At 44.6% G+C, this 15,511-nt stretch carries 14 protein-coding genes; 8 read left to right on the forward strand and 6 right to left on the reverse strand.

Annotation, left to right across the window (positions count from 1 at the left end; genetic code table 11):
* Nucleotides 1-246: 246 nt before the first annotated feature.
* Nucleotides 247-669, reverse strand: a complete 423-nt coding sequence (locus tag NX845_RS17215) for an organic hydroperoxide resistance protein (RefSeq protein WP_065681095.1) — start codon at nucleotides 667-669, stop codon at nucleotides 247-249.
* Nucleotides 670-797: 128 nt separating this feature from the next.
* Between NX845_RS17215 and NX845_RS17220 the strand changes: the two genes are divergently transcribed.
* The gene (locus NX845_RS17220; RefSeq protein ID WP_065681096.1) at nucleotides 798-1,235 is read left to right on the forward strand and encodes a MarR family winged helix-turn-helix transcriptional regulator; all 438 of its coding nucleotides are present in this window, start codon (nucleotides 798-800) and stop codon (nucleotides 1,233-1,235) included.
* Nucleotides 1,236-1,391: 156 nt separating this feature from the next.
* On the opposite strand, the gene NX845_RS17225 is transcribed toward NX845_RS17220, so the two are convergent.
* Nucleotides 1,392-2,555 carry an amino acid permease gene (locus tag NX845_RS17225; protein WP_065681097.1) on the reverse strand — a complete coding sequence of 388 codons (1,164 nt, stop codon included), beginning with the start codon at nucleotides 2,553-2,555 and terminating at the stop codon, nucleotides 1,392-1,394.
* 480 nt (nucleotides 2,556-3,035) lie between these two features.
* Here NX845_RS17225 and NX845_RS17230 point away from each other — a divergent pair, with 480 nt between their 5' ends.
* From NX845_RS17230 to NX845_RS17240, 3 genes are all read left to right on the forward strand, one after another.
* Nucleotides 3,036-4,274 carry an MFS transporter gene (locus NX845_RS17230; protein WP_102455412.1) on the forward strand — a complete coding sequence of 413 codons (1,239 nt, stop codon included), beginning with the start codon at nucleotides 3,036-3,038 and terminating at the stop codon, nucleotides 4,272-4,274.
* Complete coding sequence (yidZ, locus tag NX845_RS17235) at nucleotides 4,249-5,217, forward strand: HTH-type transcriptional regulator YidZ (RefSeq protein WP_004732954.1); 969 nt, start codon at nucleotides 4,249-4,251, stop codon at nucleotides 5,215-5,217. The genes NX845_RS17230 and yidZ overlap by 26 nt, the downstream gene beginning before the upstream one ends.
* Nucleotides 5,218-5,549: 332 nt before the next feature.
* Entirely contained in the window at nucleotides 5,550-6,098 is a 549-nt protein-coding gene (locus tag NX845_RS17240) for a carboxymuconolactone decarboxylase family protein (protein WP_004732957.1), read from the forward strand.
* Between the two features lie 90 nt (nucleotides 6,099-6,188).
* Here NX845_RS17240 and NX845_RS17245 read toward each other — a convergent pair whose 3' ends face one another.
* Entirely contained in the window at nucleotides 6,189-7,616 is a 1,428-nt protein-coding gene (locus NX845_RS17245; protein ID WP_260257022.1) for a PLP-dependent aminotransferase family protein, read from the reverse strand.
* A gap of 124 nt (nucleotides 7,617-7,740) precedes the next feature.
* Here NX845_RS17245 and NX845_RS17250 point away from each other — a divergent pair, with 124 nt between their 5' ends.
* Nucleotides 7,741-8,640 (forward strand): DMT family transporter, encoded by a 900-nt coding sequence (locus NX845_RS17250; protein ID WP_108150198.1) that lies wholly within the window; start codon nucleotides 7,741-7,743, stop codon nucleotides 8,638-8,640.
* 106 nt (nucleotides 8,641-8,746) lie between these two features.
* Here the strand turns inward: NX845_RS17250 and NX845_RS17255 are convergent, their stop codons facing one another.
* Nucleotides 8,747-9,172, reverse strand: coding sequence for a DUF3010 family protein (locus NX845_RS17255; RefSeq protein WP_010432976.1), 426 nt, complete (start codon nucleotides 9,170-9,172; stop codon nucleotides 8,747-8,749).
* A 261-nt stretch (nucleotides 9,173-9,433) separates the two neighbouring features.
* On the opposite strand from NX845_RS17255, the gene NX845_RS17260 reads away from it, so the two are divergent.
* Nucleotides 9,434-11,071 carry a methyl-accepting chemotaxis protein gene (locus NX845_RS17260; protein ID WP_260257023.1) on the forward strand — a complete coding sequence of 546 codons (1,638 nt, stop codon included), beginning with the start codon at nucleotides 9,434-9,436 and terminating at the stop codon, nucleotides 11,069-11,071.
* A 191-nt stretch (nucleotides 11,072-11,262) separates the two neighbouring features.
* On the opposite strand, the gene NX845_RS17265 is transcribed toward NX845_RS17260, so the two are convergent.
* On the reverse strand, nucleotides 11,263-11,610 hold the full coding sequence (locus NX845_RS17265) for a DUF3316 domain-containing protein (protein WP_017076504.1): 348 nt from the start codon (nucleotides 11,608-11,610) through the stop codon (nucleotides 11,263-11,265).
* 262 nt (nucleotides 11,611-11,872) lie between these two features.
* On the opposite strand from NX845_RS17265, the gene NX845_RS17270 reads away from it, so the two are divergent.
* Both NX845_RS17270 and NX845_RS17275 read left to right on the forward strand, forming a co-directional pair.
* Nucleotides 11,873-12,742 (forward strand): LysR family transcriptional regulator, encoded by an 870-nt coding sequence (locus tag NX845_RS17270; RefSeq protein WP_260257024.1) that lies wholly within the window; start codon nucleotides 11,873-11,875, stop codon nucleotides 12,740-12,742.
* Between the two features lie 4 nt (nucleotides 12,743-12,746).
* Complete coding sequence (locus NX845_RS17275) at nucleotides 12,747-13,424, forward strand: endonuclease III domain-containing protein (protein ID WP_260257025.1); 678 nt, start codon at nucleotides 12,747-12,749, stop codon at nucleotides 13,422-13,424.
* 169 nt (nucleotides 13,425-13,593) lie between these two features.
* On the opposite strand, the gene NX845_RS17280 is transcribed toward NX845_RS17275, so the two are convergent.
* Complete coding sequence (locus NX845_RS17280; RefSeq protein WP_260257026.1) at nucleotides 13,594-15,255, reverse strand: methyl-accepting chemotaxis protein; 1,662 nt, start codon at nucleotides 15,253-15,255, stop codon at nucleotides 13,594-13,596.
* Nucleotides 15,256-15,511 lie beyond the last annotated feature (256 nt).

Below are 15,511 nucleotides of genomic sequence, written 5' to 3' on the forward strand. Positions count from 1 at the left end.
CTTGAAACTAAGATATCGCAATATGTCGATATCTATTTTCGGTGTCTGCCAATCTGGCGTTACGGTGTCTGCCAATCCGACGTTGCGGGATCTGAGTATCGATTTGTTTTGGTAAAGCTTGTTCGCTATTAACTAATGAACAATCCCCAAGTTACTCGCTCAAAGCAAAGTAACTTAGGGATAAGGCTCAATTTTAGGCGTCTACTGACATCTCTATAAGCGTATCTTTCTGGTTTAACTTTGAGACTAAAGCGCTTGTCCGTTAACCGACAATTTCACATCAATGTTGCCACGAACCGCGTTTGAGTAAGGGCAAACTTGGTGCGCCGTTTTCACAAGCGTAACAGCTTGTTCTTGCTCTAGATCCAGTTCAATCGATAGAGCAACAGTTAAAGCAAAGCCACCGTTTTCATTTGGTCCGATACCCACTGTTGCAGTGGTTGGCGCCGATACGATTTTAATTTTCATCTCTTTCGCAACGTGAAGTAGAGCATTTGAGAAACATGCAGAGTAGCCCGCAGCAAACAGTTGCTCAGGGTTGGTCGCTTCACCTGTTCCGCCCATCTCTTTAGGGTAGCTCAACGCCACTGAAAGCAGATTGTCATCAGTAGAAACTTGGCCGTTACGACCCGCCGTTGCTGTTGCAGAAGTTGTGTAGAGTGTTGTCATTGTTTTAGTCCTTAATTATGATTTTGTACAATTAAATTGTGTGCAACTTAATTTTAAAGCTAGCTTAATTGATAAAATTTGAGCGCGCAAGTATATTGTGCACAATTTAAATTATTGGTGAGGCGATCATGAGCGACCAAGATGACTATCTAAAGCTGGATAATCAGGTGTGTTTCGCGCTGTATAGTGCATCGAATGCAATGAGTAGAGCGTATCAACCTTTGCTGAAAGCACTTGATCTTACTTACTTGCAATACATTGTGATGATGGTGCTTTGGGAAGAAAAAGAGATAAATGTCAAAGCGCTAGGCGCAAAAACGCATTTAGATTCTGGTACATTGACGCCACTACTCAAGCGTTTGGAAGTGAAAGGTTACGTGCTTAGAACTCGCAGTGCTGAAGATGAACGAGTTCGGGTTATTACACTGACACCTGCGGGGGTAGAGCTCAAAGAGCAAGCGCAGACCGTTCCGGTTGAAATGCTGTGTCTTTCTAAGATGAATGAAGATGAGCTTAAATCGCTAAAAGCCCAGTGTGAGCAATTGCTTGGTAACTTAACCAAGTGAGAAAGCCCTTTTAGCTCTCGGCAATGATAATAAGAAAACGGAAAAGCCCGTTAGTCCTACTGTTAATTAGTTGCGATTGCTAATTCGAGTAAGACTAACGGGCTTTTTGTATCTGCTGTCGTTTAAATGGCAGCAGGTAGTGTATTCAATTGGGATTTAACCCATAAACCAAGATACGAAAATCAACGCACCAAAGCCGAATGTTGCCATTAGTGCCGTGTCGCCACCGGCTGCAGTATAGCTGCCTTCGGTTTGTAGGTGAGGGAAGTCAGGTCTACGAACCTTAACCACCATTGCAAGTGGTCCCCAGATAGCTAGGAACACCAATACCATCCCTGCGTAATCCAGCATGCTGACGAACTGGCTAGCGAACAGCTCTGCTAATGCCAAAGGTAAGATGAAGGTCAACGCATAAGCCAACGCTTTGTTGTTGGTGACGGCATCTTTGTTTTGGTCGTAAAGCGCCATCGAGACTCCGAGGAAAGAGGTTACCAATGCCAGTGCTGAGAACAGCGCAATCACCACTTTCAACCAAGCAGATTGGCCGCTGAACGCAGAGATCAACTCAGAGATATTGTGGAACTGACTGATCGCGTCTGTGCCAAGATTGCCAATAATTGCGAATAACCAAGTTAGGTAGCAAATTAATGGAATCACTGAACCAAGCAGAATCATATTGCGGATCTGTTTTTGAGTCGCTTCTCGGTTGTAGATAACCAGTGACGGGATCACCACCATAGAGGCAAAACTGGTAAAGATAACCGCGCTGTATTGCACCACATCATTAGCGGTGTATTTGCTGGTTTGAGTCAGATAATCAAGACGAATATTACTAAACAAAGAGGCAATAACAATCAGCAGCATCACCACCATCATGATGAATAAACCACGATTTAATTTGTCGATATACGACTTACCCGCCACCACAATCACACCCATTAATAGGCTGAAAATGGTATAGGCAACCGATGTAGACACATCGACGCCAACGTCGAGCAGCAGCTTGTGAATGATGTCACCGACACCCAAGATATAAGCGATCAGCATGCATACCAGCAACAGGTAAAAGAGTGCATTGATAAAGTGTTTACCTTTACTGCCAAGCGTTAAGTAAGCAACGCTGCTCATGCCACTGTTGTCTTTCGTTTTTGTACACGCTTCCGCTAGTAGAAGCGCAGAGTAGGTGGTGCCGATAAAGATAAGTAGCATCAGTATTGAGCTGATCATGAAACCAAATTGAGCCAATACCATCGGAATGGCCAGCATGCCTGCACCTAATGCAGTCCCTGAAAGGATTAGGGAACTGCCGAATAATTTCATATTCAAGAAAACAACCTCGAAGTATCCAAATAATTTTTAGTTGGATTGTAAATATTTGTTGCCAAGACTAACAAATTACTCAGTAAAGTTAGGGGTTAATTTCTAATAAATTTTGAATTTTTCTAAAAAAGTTACGAAGCAATTTGCGAAGAGTATGGTTGGGTGAATTAGGTGTTCGGCAGGTGAATTGTTTTAGCCTTTTGATAACCTTTGTAAATTAATCGACGTTCAATAACTCGCACTGCATCTCTGATTAAGAGATGCCTTTATTTCAGAAAAACTCAGTCCAAATCTTGCTTATCTAGTGAATCTCTGTCGGATTTTTATATCTAGCACAGCTCATCTGATGAGCCCCAATCAATATACTTCTTAGGAGAGCGTGGGGGTTTGTCGTAAATGGAAAGATCCGTTGTCGTAGATGCCACTCGGTAGTTTTGCATTTCGCTCTTATTATCCTCACATCAATTATGTGGGGGTGTTATGTATCGTTTTCTATTTTGTAGTTTCGCACTTGTGCTTTTGTATCCAACGGCCATTGATCTGTATTTGGTTGGGTTACCTCAAATCGCCGCGGACTTAAATGCCTCTGAGGCTCAGCTCCATGCCGCGTTTTCTATCTATCTGGCCGGTATGGCAACGACTATGTTGTTCGCGGGTAAATTTGCCGATAGCGTAGGGAGGAAGCCCGTCGCCATTTTCGGTGCAATTGTTTTTACTCTCTCGTCGACGTTGGGCGGGGTTGTGAGCAGTGCTGAGCCGTTTCTTATCGTGCGTTTTTTCCAAGGTGTTGGTGCTGGATCTTGTTATGTGGTGGCGTTCGCCATCTTACGAGATGTCTTAGACGATAAAAGGCGTGCCAAGGTGCTGTCGATGTTGAATGGCATTACTTGCATCGTTCCGGTACTCGCGCCTGTGATTGGTCATCTAATCATGACTGTTTACCCATGGCCGAGTTTGTTCACGACCATGGCGGGCATGGGTCTAGTGGTGTGCTTATTGTCGGTGTTGGTGCTAAGAGAGACTAAGCTCAACATCAAAGATAATGGGTTAACCAAAGCCTCTCTCTCTAAGACATCGCGCTTACCTGAGAAACCTGTAACCCTTCATTCGACTTCAATCGAAACGTTTAAAGAGCCGTTGTTTATTAGCCGAGTGATCATGACCAGTTTCGGCGTGACCACAATTCTCACTTATGTGAATGTCTCTCCACTGTTGATTATGACAGAGCTTGGCTTCGATAGAGGTCAGTACTCTTACACCATGGCATTAACCGCCTTGGTGAGCATGTTGGTGTCATTTTCAGCCCCATTTGCATTGAATGTGTTTAAGCAGAAAAGCTTAATGCTGACCTCTCAAACGTGCTTCATTGTGGCTGCTATTTTGCTAATAGCCTCGATGGATGGTGGATTAGGACATTACGTGACATTAATCGGCTTCGCTTTCGTGTGTGGCGGATTCTCGTTAGGCTTTGGTGTCGCGATGAGCCAAGCATTGAGCAGTTATTCGCAGCGGGCAGGTGTGGCTAGTTCGATTCTTGGTGTTTCTCAAATATGTACGTCGGCATTGTTTATTTGGTTTATGGGCATTATTGGGCTAAGTGCATTGAATATGTTGGCATTTATATTAGCTGTTGGTGGAGTTATCAGTATTGCTCTAATACTATGGGTAGGTCCCTCTCAAGTTAAAAGTGATTATGAAGAAGCCACTAGCCCGTCTTGATCTGAACCTGTTGTTCACTCTGCAATTGCTTCTGCAGGAGCAGAGTGTTTCAAAAGCTGCGAAAAAGCTGAACGTCACGCCTTCTACGGTGAGTAAATCACTCACCAAGCTTAGAGATTGGTTTGATGATCCTTTGTTTGTGAAAACGCCAAGGGGATTAACGCCAACGCCACTTGCACTGAGCATGGTAAAAGATCTTCAAGACTGGCTGCAGATTGGAAGCCAAATACTGACGACTCGTGGTGACGAAGCGCCAAAAGATGTGCGTTTGAATTTAGAGGCAGAATCTCCTTTATCTCTGATCATGCTTAACGAGTTGACGCAAAGCGTGTCTCAACGTTACCCCAACGCGAAAATCAAAATGCGTAACTGGGACTACGATTCGATAGATTCCATCGTACGTGGCGAATCGGATATTGGATTTTCAGGGAGAGAAAGCCATCCGCGTTCGAAAGAATCCCTAGACTCACTACCTTATTTCATCGACTTCGAGGTTCTGTTTCACGACTTGCCGGTTGTGTATTTGAGAAAAGATCATCCCGCCTTGAAAGAAGAGTGGAATCTTGAGGCTTTCCTTAAATACCCCCACATCAATATTGTGTGGGAGAAAAGTGAAACATGGGCACTAGATGAAGTGCTTACTGACCTACAACTAGACCGAAATATCGTACTGACTTTAGCTGGTTTTGAGCAGTCGTTATTTATGACCGCTCAATCGAATCACACCATGACTACCGTTGCGCCGAATTACTGTCGACGTTACGTTGAACAACTCCACCCCAATCTTACCTGTCTACCCATCCCTTTAGATGAAGAAAACGTCAAAAAGCTGCTGATCCCGTTCACCATGATTTGGCACAAACGCAATGCCTACAACCCCATCGTTTTATGGTTAAAAGACACGCTCAGAGAGCTTTACCAATTTGAAGGGAAAAGTGTCTAACCTTGTGATGAAATTAGATGTTCTGAAGGCTTGTACCGTTGATATTGATCGTTGATTGAAATAAGAATGCAGACTTATAAGCGAGCCCGCCAGTTGATGCCTGGTGGGTTTTTTATTTTTAATCATGGGGTTAGGGTTAGCCCCTCTAAAATAAAATCGGTTTTTTCTTAATTGTTGATTCGATAAATAGAATGAAATCGAACGAGTGTTCAAAATAACGCTTGAACGATCGTTCTGGTTTGATCTATATTGTTTTCACACCAACGGAGAATAGTCATTAATTGCTCCGTGATTGAATAACTTTAGAATCATAAATTGATAGGGATAAAACAATGAGCAACTTCAAAATTCATTCAGTAGAATCAGCGCCAGAACAAAGCCAACCTATTCTTGAAGGTGCTAAAAAGCAGATGGGCAGAGTACCGGGTCTTTTCGGTGTGTTGGCTGAATCTCCAAACACACTTAAGGCTTACACTCAGCTTCACCAGGCGTTTAGTGACTCATCTTTCGATGCTGAAGAGCTGACGGTTGTTTGGCAAACCATCAACGTTGAACACGAATGCCACTACTGCGTTCCTGCGCACACAGGTATCGCACATTCAATGAAGGTTGATCCTGCAATCACCGAAGCACTTCGTAATCGCACGGCTCTACCCACTGAAAAGCTGCAAGCACTTCATGACTTTACGCTGAGCATGGTACGCAACCGCGGTAATGTACCTGAAAGCGAAATGGCAGCATTTTTCGAAGCGGGCTACGGTCAGCAACAGGTGTTAGAAGTGATTCTTGGCTTGTCTCAGAAAGTGATCAGCAACTACGTAAACCGCGTTGCCAAAACGCCAGTAGACAAAGTATTTGAACAGTTCGCTTGGCAAGGCTAATCGCCTTTAAGCAATTAAAGAATCAGAATGATGAAAGCCCCGCTCAGTTGAGTGGGGCTTTGTTGTTTGGGCTATGTGGGCCTAATCTGGTTAAGGTGTATGCTTAGCGATTATCTTCGCTAATGTCACAACCCCTTCTTTCCACTCTTTGCTCTCTTCAATGTTGGCGACAGTGAAGCGCAAGCAGTGTTTATATTGGTCATTGGTGCCAAATACTGTTCCGGGTAAGATCCCGAGTTTATGCTTCAAACAATCTTGGTAGACGGCATAACTATCGACCGACTCTGGCAACGTTATCCAGTTTAAAAAAGAGCCTTCTGGCTTCGATAAATGATAACGCCCTTCAAGATGAGGATAGCTGTCCAATGCTTGTATTAACAAGCTTTGAAACTGCTTTTGATTGGTTTGGTAGAGTCGTTTCATTTTGGATAAGTGACTGCGGTATTTGCCTGTGGTGAGGAATTGACCCACCGCGGATTGCATGAGGTTTGAACTGCCCATGTTGTCGCATAAAAGGTACTTTTCGACCAAAGGTTGGTAGCGCCCCGACAGTAACCAACCGATTCGTAAGCGTGAATCTAAGGTTTTAGACAGTGAGTTGACGTATATAACTCTATCTTGATCATCAAGTTCTTTGAGACTAGCGATTGGTGTGTCGAATGCTAAGCTACCGAACACATCGTCTTCGATAATCGGTAAAGAACCGGTGATCTCCAACAGGGCTTTTCGATTAGCCAATGGCATCCGTGATCCCGTTGGATTAGTAAAGTTTGGCGTTAGCAGTAAGGTTTTCACTTTCCATTTTTCCAACGCACTCTGTAGTGATGGGATATCAATACCGTGGCTAACGCTGCTTGGGATTTCAAGGGCTTGCAAGCCAAGTGATTCAAGTAAAAGTAGATTACCGAAATAACAGGGCGACTCGACCGCCACGATGTCACCGGGCTTGGTGAGCGCACGTAGTGCCAAACTGATCGCCTGTTGAGCGCCATGAGTAATCGCAATCTCTTTCGATCCCGCAGGCACACCAAGATCATGGGTGATCTTTAACAATTGCTTTACTAATTGCTCGTCGCCGGGAGGTAATTGGTAATACCCAGGCAATTGAGTTTGTAATCGACTGTGGCGACCAATCTCGGCATACAAGCTACGAATCGCAGGGTTGTTTATGTTCGGGTGCGCAGAACCTGCCAACAGTTTCAGGGGGCCTTTCGGGCGAGAGAGTACCGATTTGGTGACAGACAAGAGGTCCACTTTTTGAGGTTGGCTTGATGCATCCCAGCTGGTGGTGTTCGGTGCTTTCACGCGATAGCCAGATTTAGGTACCGAGTACACCCAACCCGTTGCTTCGAGTTCTTGATAGGCGCGAATCACGGTATTTTTACTCACGCCAAGCTGTTCGCTTAACTGGCGGATCGAGGGAAGACGATCGTCTGGGTGAAAGAGCCCTTTATCAATTTGAGCCTTAATATGTTGTTCGGTAGCAAGATATTTATTGCCGCTGAGTTCTACTTCCACATTTTTCTCCCTCGTTGCTCACTCTCAATCTGTAACCATTTAAAGTGTTATATCTGTGTCTTTATTAGTTATCTGTACCCAACTAAGGTAACAGCATTGATGAAGAGTTGACCAGAGGTTTGTAATGCTGATTAAAATGATTCCGTTCGTGTTTGTAATATTGTGGTCGTCAGGCTTTGTCGGCGCACGTCTTGGCGTGGAATACGCGGAACCCGCAACATTACTTTCACTGAGGATGGTAGCCAACGTGGCGCTGTTCTTGGTTTTGATTGCAATCCTTAAGCGTCGTATCCCTCGTGGTCGAGCATTCTTCCACGCTAGTGTAGTCGGCATCTTGATTCATGGTTTCTACCTTGGTGGCACCTATCTGGCGATTGATATGGGTATGCCTGCCGGGTTGAGTTCTTTACTGGTTGGCTTACAACCGATTCTTACCGCATTGATTATGATCAGCTGTACTTCACAGCGTTTTAATTTTGCACAGTGGCTGGGATTAGCGCTCGGTTTTGCGGGTATTAGCTTGGTGTTGATGGGCAATATTGAATGGCAGTCAGACGACCAGAAAGGCTTGGCAACATTATTGTGTTTGGTTTCTTTGGTGGGTATTACCTGCGGCACTTTGTATCAGAAGCGTTTCTGTCAGGGGACAGATATGGTCGGCGGCGCGATGGTGCAATACTTGGCTTCTGCTGCGTTGTTTCTACCGTTCGCAATGCGTTACGAAACTATGCAAGTGAACTGGACTGTAGAATTCACGCTAACGCTGATTTGGCTGGTGGTTGTTCTGTCTTGTGTTGCCATCCTTTTGCTGCTTTACATGGTAGAGCACGGTGCATCTTCAAGTGTGGCGTCGGTGTTTTACTTGGTGCCACCGACGACAGCAATTCAAGCCTGGCTTATCTTTGGTGAGTCGTTCGATATCTACGGCGCAATGGGCTTCGCCTTATCTGCCGCTGCGGTTTATCTGGTGGTGAAAAAGCCGGAATGGATTAAGGCTCGCAGGCGAACAGCGTTAGAGCGGTAAGCGTATTTCATCAAAACTAACTGGGTTTAAAGCCGAGTGATAGAAACAAAAAAGAGCCTGAATATTCAGGCTCTTTCTGTATCAAATATTGGTTAGCGACTATTGATTAGCGCTGCATTAAACAAGCGTAAGCCGTTGTAAACGGTGCTTCTTGGTATTGCTTAAGGCCAGTTTCTTTGAACTTCATCATAAGAGGGTTGCGCTTAAGGCTCTCCTTGATGTCAGCAGGTGATACAACGGTTACGTCTAGGCCGTCGATCAGTTGAATTGCTGCTTCTAGTTTGAAACCAAAGCCACCGCCAGCAAATTTGCCTTTAGTTTGGCGTTGACGAATCACAACTTTGTCTACTTGGTAATCTTCCATTAACTTTGCAAAAGAGAATTGAAAGTCTTTCATATTCTGCGTGTCGTTTGCGTCGCTAATCGCAACCTTTGAAACTCGGCAATCAGGGATATTAAATACACCATCTGACAGAGAAAGAAGACAGATGACAGCATCGTTACCTTTGATTTCAACACCACAAATTTTCATGTTCATACCTATTTACTTTTGAGCCGTACATTATGGTGCTATTTCCATTACTTCTCCAGTATTTGAGCATGTCTGTGGTAAATAAGTGCAAAAACGTCTTTGGCTCTACTTTTTAAAGTTGACCTTTGGTTGAATAATAGACAGTCGATTCAGGGGTAACGTTTGCTATGCGACTAGGTTCACAAACTTTTAGCTAGCTTTTATATTGATACTGTATATTATGCGCGCGTCCCTATTTACTGTGTGGTTATTAACCCCCTTATGAGTATCAACAACCTATCTATTAAGAGTAAAATTGCGATTCCACTAATGGTGATCGTGATTGTTTTCTCGACTGTTACTGTGCTTAATGTCATTAGATCTAATGCTCAGGCTGCGATCAACCATGAGCTGAATAATGTGGTTCAGCCCGTGCTAGACAATTTGGAAGATGGGTATCGTGACATTTACCAAGTTATCGCTTCTGCTCAAGGTCTACTACTCGCGAAAGACCAAGCGGCGATTGAGTACCAAAAATTTGAATTTAAAGATAATGCTTACAAAGCGGTTCCTCGTTTTGAAAGTGTGGAAACTTTATATGCAGCGGGCGTGCTAGATCCTTCTTCTCGCAGTGAGTTGTCAAAGCTTGTGAACGCGATGAGCAATTGGGTGGCGCTGCATGAACCAATGTTTGCAGATCCTGCCAGCGCATACCAATACAACATCAATTACTCGCCAGCATTAGACGCTGAGTTTGCAATCATTCGTGTTCAGCTTCGTGATATCAGAACCCTGATTGAACAGAAGCAGAAAGAGCTTCGTCAGCAAGCTGCTGACTCTATCGAATCAAGTAAGTTGATCATTGAAGTGGGTATGGCGGTCGCTGTTTTCGCTGCGCTTTTTGCGATGTGGTTATCTAACCGTTTTATCGTCCAACCAATCCAGAACGTAGAGAAAGCGATGAATGAGATCGCATCGGGCGACGGTAACTTGTCTCAACGCATGAAGGTTGAAGGTAACGACGAAATTGCTCGCTTAAGTTCTGCTTTCAACCAGTTTGTTGGCAAGATCCATGTAACCGTGGAACAAGTTATTCTCACATCGAACGCAGTACGTGGCGAGATGGAAAACATTAAATCACTCACGCAAAGTGTTGCTGAGTTCTCTTCAAATCAGCAGCGAGAAAGTGAAGTGGTAGCTGCGGCGGTTCATGAAATGCAAGCAACTAGCGAAGTGGTCAGTGGTAATGCACTGGATGCCGCAACTGCAAGTAACGTTGCCAATCATGAAGTGGAATCGGCTGATACGACGCTGGGTTTAACCGTGACTTCTATTGAACGCCTTGCGCAAGATATCGAGAACGCGGGTGGGGTGGTTCAAGAGCTGGATACCGATGTGAAGAACATTGCTTCAATTCTTGGCGTGATCAAAGGCATTGCAGAGCAAACCAACCTGCTTGCATTGAATGCAGCGATTGAAGCAGCTCGTGCCGGTGAGCAAGGCCGTGGTTTTGCCGTAGTCGCAGATGAAGTAAGAGCGTTGGCGAGTAAAACCCAAGACAGTACTGGCGAAATCCAATCAATGATTGAACGCTTAGAAGTGGGTGCTAAACACGCGGTTGGCGTGATGACTGAAAGCAAAGTGAGTGGCGAGAAAACCATTGTTCAGGCAGGAACGGCGGCGTCTTCACTGAGTGAGATTCGTAACTCAATCGGCAAGATGAATGACATGAACACACAAATCGCGACGGCAGCTTCTCAGCAGTCTCAAGTGTCTGAAGAAGTGAACAAGAATGTTCAACGCATCGCAGAAAGCACTATGCAAATGGTTGAAATGGCGAGCAGCGCTGAGAATGCTTGCATGGCATTGGCCGAACAGTGTGAAGCGCTTGATAGCCTTGTGTCTCAGTTTGAGGTTTAATCTTTAAAGATAAGCAGATAAGCAGATAAGCAGATAAGCATGATCTGATAATGGTTACTCGTTTTGAATTCCATTAATCATAGCTGAACGACAAAAAAGCCCGCATTCTATGAGTGCGGGCTTTCTTTTTGACTAGGTGATCAGTTGTTTGAATACGTGATCAGTTTTTAGACCTGATCAATCATTCGGTGTTAGCTGCTGCGACCGTCTTTGTATGTGTAACGGTAGTCAACTTTTACGTTCGCTTGGTAATGAATGTCACCGCTCATGTTAGTGATTTTCTTCACTTCCATATTCGCGTCATCAATCTTGAACGAATCGTATTTGGTTGTCTGTTGGAACTGTGGCAGTTCTCTTGAAAGCTCAAAAGGTGTTTTTGCGCTTAACTCATCCATAAGGTTTGTGCCTGCATCGTATGCTTCCGCTTCAGTAACAAATGTATCAGACTTTAGCGTTGTTTCTTGAATCGTTGTTTTAGTTGCTGCAAACGCTGTGGTGCTGAGAACAAGAGTTGATGCAAGTATGATTAATTTCTTCATAGGATTACCTTACTTTGTTGGAATACCTGTGTTCCGGTACAGAACCAACATACCAATGAAGTGGTAAGATGAGTGTCAGGAGAAAAGCCGATTTTGTTAGTATTAGGTAAGGAATATGGAGAAATGTCAGGTGTTGGTTGTATTGATTTTGAACGATTGTAGATGCAGACCATTTATGCGCAGTGCATATCAAGCAAGGTGACACTGATATCTATCTTCAATACACTGTCTGGGTAACCATCGTTCAGCATAAGGTAAAAACATGGCCAATTGGGAAGGGGTAAGTGAGTTTGTTGCAGTGGCAGAGCGTGAAAGCTTTACCGGTGCGGCGCAGAAGCTCGCTACGTCGGTGGCTCAAATCAGTCGTAGAGTAGCAAACCTCGAAGAACGACTCGCGGTGAAACTGCTCAATCGAACGACGCGTAAGGTTTCTCTAACAGAGGCTGGGCAACTCTATTATCAGCAGTGTAAGTTGCTGGTTGAAGGCTTAGAAATTGCTGAGCTTGCGGTCACGCAGATGCAATCCACACCAAAAGGCTTACTGAAAGTCACTGCGCCTGTGACTTATGGTGAGCGCCAGCTCGCCCCAATACTTCATCAATTTTTAAAGCTTTACCCACAAGTAGAACTTGAGCTGATGCTGACCAATCAAAAGCTCGATCTTATCGATTCTGGTGTTGATGTGGCGATTCGTCTTGGCCGCTTAGAAGATTCAAGCTTGGTCGCAAAGAAGTTATCGCAGCGACAGCTTTATGTATGTGCAAGCCCTGAATACATTAAACGCTATGGTGAGCCGCATACGCTCTCTGAATTGAGTCACCATCAATGTTTGGTCGGTGGCTTTGAACATTGGCGCTTCAAAGAGAATAAACGCCCTCGCTCGGTTCGTGTTAATGGACGAATTAGGTGTAATAGTGGCTTAGCCTTATTGGACGCCGCTAAACAGAGCATTGGCTTGGTTCAACTGCCAGAATATTACGTGAGTGAAGATCTAGAGTCGGGAGAGTTGGTCGAAGTGTTATCCGATTATCGAGACGACAAAGAAGGGATCTGGGCGCTTTATCCTCAGAACCGTAACCTGTCTTCAAAGGTTCGCTTGCTGGTGGACTTCCTGTCTGAGCAATTGGATTAGTTCTATGACCCAAAGCCACAACAATTCAAAGGCTCAAGCCGAGCTGATCCTTAGCGTGTTCGACACCCTTGAGCAGCACTATGGCTATTTTGATTGGTGGCAAAGGGAAGATCCTTACGAGATAGTGTTAGGCGCTATTCTGGTTCAGAACACCAACTGGAAGAACGCAGAGAAAGCACTCACCAACTTAGGCGATAAGTGCGATCCAAGCTCAGTAGCCGAGATGGGTCTTGATGATCTTGCCGAAAAGATTCGTTCGAGTGGCTACTACAATCAAAAAGCCATTAAGTTGAAGGCCGTGACAGAGTGGTTTTCGAAGTATCAATACGATATGTCTGTGGTGCGAGAACAGGACAAAGATAAGCTGCGAAATGAGCTATTGGAAGTCAAAGGAATCGGTGGTGAAACGGCTGACGCGATTCTGGTGTATGCGATAGGTAAACCATCTTTTGTGATTGATGCGTACGCAAGAAGGATCTTCACTCGCAATGGGCTCGATGTGCCTAAATCGTATGAAAAATTTCGAACCTTGATGGAAAGCGTGATCCCTCTAGATACTAAAAAGTACGGCCACTATCATGGTTTGCTAGTCGAACATGGTCAGCAGTTTTGTAACCCTAATCCCAAGTGTGAACATTGTCCTCTGAATCAAAGTTGTGTTGAGGCTGAATTTGGGTCTTAGAGCCGTGCAATATGCTCCCTTACATCAATACCCCATCTAATTAAAAACGGGCTTCAGAGTAGAGATTCTGAAGCCCGTTCATATTTAGTGTAAAAGTCTTAACGTTAAGTAGCGCTTACTTGTTATTTATAAGCAGCGTTTACTTACTATTTAATAGACCGTAAATGTCCTAGACCGTGAAGCGATCAACCAAGTGGTACAGCTCATTTGCGCGGCTGTTGAGGTTCTGGCTACCCGCACGGTTTTGATTCGCTAATGATGCTGATTGTGAGCTTTGATCGGAAATCACCACAATGCGTTGAGATATCTCTTGGCCAACAATGTTTTGCTGCTCTGTCGCGGTAGCAATCAATGAGTTCATGTCCATGATCGTATCAATCGACTCTTGGATTTTCGCCAGTGCTGCGGCTGCGGCATTCGCTTCTTCCACCGTTTGAGCACTTTTATTTTGGCTCGAATCCATTGCTTTTACGGCAGCATCTGAGGCGGCTTTTAGCTGCTGAATCATTTTATGAATGTCACCAGTGCTTTCTTGAGTTCGGCTTGCCAGTTTACGCACCTCGTCCGCAACCACTGCAAATCCACGCCCTTGCTCACCTGCACGAGCGGCTTCAATTGCTGCATTCAGTGCTAATAAGTTTGTTTGTTCGGCAATATCTTGAATGACCGTCAGTGACGACGAAATGTTTTGTACATCACCTTCTAATCTAGATACCACTGTGTTGGCTTCGGATACTTCGCTAGCAAGACCAGCAACAGAGTTGGCAGCAGCGTTCACTATTTGTTGAGCTTCTTTGGCATTACCCTCTGCAAGCTTCGCTGAGTCAGCCGCCTGACTTGCGTTACTGGAGATCTCTTGTGCTGTTGTTGTCATTTCGGTCATTGCTGTTGCAACTTGTTCAGTCTCTTCACGCTGACCAGTGGCAATTTCATCAACCTGAGCGGCGCGAGAAGACATACTGCTGGTTTCAGCGACGACTTGCTGGCCAACATCACTCACGCTGCGGATGATGGTTTGTAGGCTAGCAACGAAGGCGTTGAAGTTCTCGCTGAGCTTAGTGAACTCAGGGGCTTTGAATTTTTCCATTCGAGCGGTTAAATCGGCCTCGCCACTTGCAAAGGCACTAATTGAACGGTCGAACTGCTCAAGAGGTTGCATGATGGTACGGTTCACTGCAACAGCGAAAACGGCGACTACTAGTGCAATCAATCCGCAGAAAATCGCGATAGCAGTCAGGGAACTTTGTAGCGCGACATTCGAACTTTCTTTCATCTCGGCAATAACAGCGTCGATGTCATCGGTGTAGAAGCCAGTACCAAGCATTAAGTCCCATTGCGGAACAAATACTGAGTAGCTGAGTTTTGGTAACGCGACAGATTGGCCCGGTTTCGGGAAATAGTAAGTCGTAAATTCACCCAGTTTTGAGTTCTTGATCAGGTCTCGGATTAGGTAATTACCTTGCTTGTCTTGAAGGTCATAGTAATTTTTACCAATACCATCGTTACTTTGCCCAACCACAACTCGGACACCTTTAGAGTCGTAACCAAAAATATAGCCCGATTCGCCATATTTTAGGGTTTTCAATGTTGGTAAAGCCTCTTCTAGTGTTGCCCCTTTATCTAAAAATGGGCTGATCGAAGAGTAGGCCATTTGCAGGTACGCTTTGAGTTCCTTTTCTTTCATCGCCATCATATTGCTACGCGTCGATTCTACTTGCTGTGCGGTTAGCTCGGTGCTCTTCATATACGTCACGCTCATCATGCCAATTGCCATTAGTAGCAAAGGAATGAAAGAGAGAATATAAAGGCGGTTTTTGATGGTTAGGGTCATTTCACGCTTCCTGTGTGATTTTCTCATACAATTTTCAACACATTATTAATGTGGTTTCAAAATGTAAATGGGCTTGTTGTCTAATTGTTACCCTAGAATATTTTTGTTTGATAAACATGATGGCGGTTAAGTTTTTAATGTGAGAAGCCTTGCAATTAAAGGCTTAAGAGCGAAAAAGCGAGTTTGTATCGATGCTTTTGAATTCGACGTTGTTTTGGTAGAATGCGGCCCTTTGTAGCACCTTGCTATGTTTATT

The sequence above is a fragment of the Vibrio sp. NC2 genome, from assembly GCF_025195005.1.
Lineage (GTDB): Bacteria > Pseudomonadota > Gammaproteobacteria > Enterobacterales > Vibrionaceae > Vibrio > Vibrio splendidus.